Raw genomic sequence first — 4,095 nt, 5'->3', positions numbered from 1 at the left:
CATGATAATCCTCTATGGTGGTCTTGCCCCTTACAGTCTTTGGCAAACGGATCATAACCTTATCTGTCGCAAGCTGAAGCAGATCTCTGTCACCGGAAAGGATTGTCGCATCCATTCCTGCCGCTTCGCTTTTTCTGGCCAGAGTTCCCAGTATATCATCCGCTTCGTAGCCTTCTTTTGTCACAACATTCACACCCATTGCAGTAAGCATTTCTTTAATCAGCGGTACCTGCTCTCTCAGTTCTTCAGGCATGGGTTTACGTGTTCCCTTGTATGCTTCAAACATCTTATGGCGGAAAGTCGGTGCCTTCAGGTCAAATGCCACCGTCAGATACTGAGGCTTCTCTTCCTCGATCGTCCGAAAAAGGATATTCAGGAAACCATATACTGCCCCTGTGTGTTTTCCTTCTGAATTTGTAAGATCCGGCAGACCATAAAAAGCTCTGTTCAGAATACTGTGTCCGTCAATCAGTAATATTTTTTCGCTCATAAAATCCTCCAGTGTCTTTATAGAATGTAATTTGTCTCCATCATTACAAAAATCAGTATTGCCGCAATCGTAGCGATCAGAAGGCATATACTCACGCCAAACATAAGCCAGCTGACTTTCTTCTTGCGGATATATCTTCTGGATTTCCGGATGTCCTGTTCCAGCAGTTTTTTGAAATCCAGAACCGAATCGCTGCTGTCATCATCAAGCTGATGTGTTACCTCATGGACAATAAAATATGTCTCCAGTTCATCATAACAGGAAGAACAATTCTGTACATGATCAAGAAACTCTTCCAGTTCATTTAACGGAAGATCATGTTTAATATACCTGCTCACCATTCCTTCTGCAGTTTGGCAATCCATCTTCATTCCCTTCTTTCTTCCAAAAAAACATCCAGGATGCTGCGTTCACTATTACGAATTATAACCGAACCGGAGTTAATTGGCAAGAAAAAGCAGCAGAAGCTCAAATCGCCTCTGCTGCTTTCATTGCTGTTCACTCAGTTTTCAGTGATATAGCCAATTTTCCGGATTGCCTGCGACAATGGACTTTTGACTTGTATATCTCGAAAAAATATCACTTCTGCAGATTTACTTTCCCGGAAGATGTATCTGCGTCAGCTTCTGTACTGTTTTCGGATTCTGCATTGTTCTCAGACTTTGTATTACTTTCAGATTCCGCCACTGCAGTGGGAACCTGTACAGGTGCATTCAGGATTTTCATAAATTCCTCACCTGTAATTGTCTCATGTTCATACAGATATTTTGCAAGTTCATGGAGCTTTCCAATATTGTCCTGAAGGATTTTCAGTGCTTTCTGGTGTTCCATCCTGACAAGTTCCACAACTTTCTTATCCAGAAGAGTCTGTGTCTCAAAAGAACAGCTTAAGCTGGAGTCTCCGCCCAGATACTGATTTGTCACATTCTCCATGGCAACCATATCGAAGTCTTCACTCATACCATATCTGGAGATCATTGCTCTTGCAAGCTTAGTCGCCTGTTCGATATCATTGGATGCTCCGGTTGTAATAGAGTGGAAGATCAGTTCCTCAGCGGCACGACCGCCTGTAAAGGTCGCTATCTTATTTGCAAGCTCTTCCTTTGTCATCAGATAATGATCTCCGTCATCCACCTGCATGGTATATCCGAGTGCTCCTGATGTACGCGGAATAATAGTGATCTTGTGGACCGGTGCAGATTCGGTCTGCTTTGCTGCAACCAGCGCATGTCCGATTTCATGATAAGCAACTATCAGTTTTTCTTTATTGGAAAGAACTCTGTTCTTCTTCTGATATCCTGCGATAACTACCTCGATACTCTCCTCAAAATCTGCCTGGGTGGCAAATTTTCTGCCGTCACGTACTGCACGAAGTGCTGCTTCATTGACAATATTTGCAAGTTCTGCACCGGAAGCTCCGGCTGCAGCTTTCGCAATCTCATCAAAACGTACGGAATCTGCGATCTTAATCTTCTTTGCATGGACTTTAAGGATTTCCTCACGTCCTTTTAAATCCGGAAGTTCAACAGGAATACGTCTGTCAAAACGTCCGGGACGAAGAAGTGCGGGATCAAGGGAATCCGGTCTGTTGGTTGCCGCAAGGATCACAACACCTTTGGAGCCGTCAAAACCATCCATCTCTGTAAGCAGCTGGTTCAGAGTCTGCTCGCGCTCATCATTGCCGCCTGTAAATCCGGCACCATCACGTTTCTTGCCAATTGTGTCGATCTCATCGATAAATACAATACATGGAGCTTTCTCATTCGCCTGTTTGAAAAGATCACGCACCTTGGCAGCGCCCATACCAACAAACATTTCCACGAATTCAGAACCGGAAATGGAGAAGAACGGAACTTCCGCTTCACCGGCTACCGCTTTTGCAAGAAGTGTTTTACCTGTACCCGGAGGGCCTACAAGAAGGGCTCCTTTCGGCATAGATGCACCGATTTCTCTGTATTTCTGCGGGTTATGAAGATAATCTACGATCTCTGTCAGAAGATCCTTGGCTTCGTCCTCTCCCGCTACATCTGAGAATTTGATTCCCGTAGATGATTTCACATATACTTTCGCATTACTCTTTCCAAATGACATTGCCCCACCGGGACCTCCGCCCATGGAACTCATCATCTTCTTGCTGAGCCACCTTCCAAGAAGGATAAAGATGGCAATCGGCAGTACATATCCTGCGATCAGGCTGATCCAGATAGATGTCTGCTGTGGTGCTGCTGCACCGAACTTGACATTTGCATCATGCAAACGGTCTACAAGGTCAGGATCATTCATCTTGACAGTTCTGAAATAACCCTCCTGTCCGTCACTCTCTGCTACATAATAAATATAATCATCCTGAATTTCTACTGTCTTAACGTAATCCTTCTCTACTCCTGTCAGGAAAGTACTGTAATCAGTCGTCTGTACCTTTCGTCCCTCAATTGCAGGAAGTAACAGCACATTCAGAAGAATGATAATAACTGCCGCAATGATATAATATACATAAAGCGGTTTTCTGCCAGGCTTTTTATTATCAAGGTTCATTGGCTTTTCCTCCATTTCGTTTTGTTATGATGTACCATATCACTTATTCATCTCTTTTTCAAGAAAAGCGAGATAAATTTCATAAAGATTTTAGAATTATCTGAACTGTTCAATACGGCAAATAAAAAAAAAGCGAAAACCTTCACAAACAAAGGCTTCGCTTACTTTTTAGTGCCGGCAGTGGGACTTGAACCCACACGTGGTTGCCCACAACAGATTTTGAGTCTGCCTCGTCTGCCATTCCGACATGCCGGCATTGAAACGAGTATTATCATATCACGTTTTTGTCGAAATGGCAAGGGCATTTTTGAGTTTTTTTTAATATTTCACAAACCTCGTTTTAGAATACACATTGCTTGCCTTGATCAGTTTCTGATATCTGGCAAACAGCTTCTCAGGAAGTCTGATAGTTACGGTTTTGTTGACCGCAAAAGCTTTTTTTCCAACATAGTTCAGTGCTGTACTGTTGATCCTGATCACTTTGACTGCCGGGCACTGGTAAAAAGCTCTGGCATCTATATGTCTGACACTGGCAGGAAGTATGAAATTTCGCAGTTTTGTACACTGTGCAAATGCGTTGCTGCCAATTCTTTTTACTCTGCTACCAAATCTTATGTTCCGCAGATTCGGGCACTGGCTGAACGCATATTTTCCAATCGTTGTTACATTATTTCCAAAAATAACATCTGTAATTTCTTTGTTCCCGCTGAAGGCATTCTTGTCAATTGTAGTTACTTTATAAACTTTATCATTGATCACAACTGTAGCCGGAATCTGTATCACATTATATTCCGCAGCAAGACCTGTAACGCTTACTTCTCTTTCATTCAAAATCTTATAGCCAATTCCACCTATCAGGTACTTATAGCTTCCACCCTGTTCAGTTAACGGAGCTGCATTGAACTGATATCTCACAGGTTGTACAATATCGTTTTTCTCCCATATACCTCCTGTATATTCTTCTCTCTGGAAAAAGACATATATATTGTATGCACGTTCCACCTTTGTATAAATACCCTTTGCAGAACCGATTTCCCATTTCCTGTGAATATCGCTTTCCTGCGGTTTGA

At 42.7% G+C, this 4,095-nt stretch carries 4 protein-coding genes and 1 tRNA gene; all 5 read right to left on the bottom strand.

What is annotated here, in order from left to right; all coding sequences use genetic code 11:
* The coding region (locus AC075J_RS01485; RefSeq protein ID WP_476389882.1) for a PIN domain-containing protein at positions 1–490 on the bottom strand (490 nt) is incomplete at its 3' end.
* A 17-nt stretch (positions 491–507) separates the two neighbouring features.
* Positions 508–855, bottom strand: a complete 348-nt coding sequence (locus tag AC075J_RS01480) for an anti-sigma factor (protein WP_008704734.1) — start codon at positions 853–855, stop codon at positions 508–510.
* Between the two features lie 214 nt (positions 856–1,069).
* Positions 1,070–3,025, bottom strand: coding sequence for an ATP-dependent zinc metalloprotease FtsH (gene ftsH / locus AC075J_RS01475; RefSeq protein WP_022381485.1), 1,956 nt, complete (start codon positions 3,023–3,025; stop codon positions 1,070–1,072).
* A gap of 172 nt (positions 3,026–3,197) precedes the next feature.
* A tRNA-Leu gene (locus AC075J_RS01470) sits at positions 3,198–3,280 on the bottom strand.
* 63 nt (positions 3,281–3,343) lie between these two features.
* Positions 3,344–4,095 (bottom strand): leucine-rich repeat domain-containing protein (locus AC075J_RS01465; RefSeq protein ID WP_476389881.1); only part of this gene is annotated, 752 nt, incomplete at its 5' end.

It is taken from the genome of Blautia sp. ZXY-1-C6, from assembly GCF_056339875.1.
Note: the sequence above shows the minus strand (reverse complement) of the source record. Positions and strands in the feature narration are given on the sequence as shown.

Bases quoted from the DNA above. Each gene is read 5' to 3' on its own strand.
- AC075J_RS01480 (WP_008704734.1), bottom strand. From the start codon at position 855: ATGGATTGCCAAACTGCAGAAGGAATGGTGAGCAGGTATATTAAACAT.
- ftsH (WP_022381485.1), bottom strand. From the start codon at position 3,025: ATGAACCTTGATAATAAAAAGCCTGGCAGAAAACCGCTTTATGTATAT.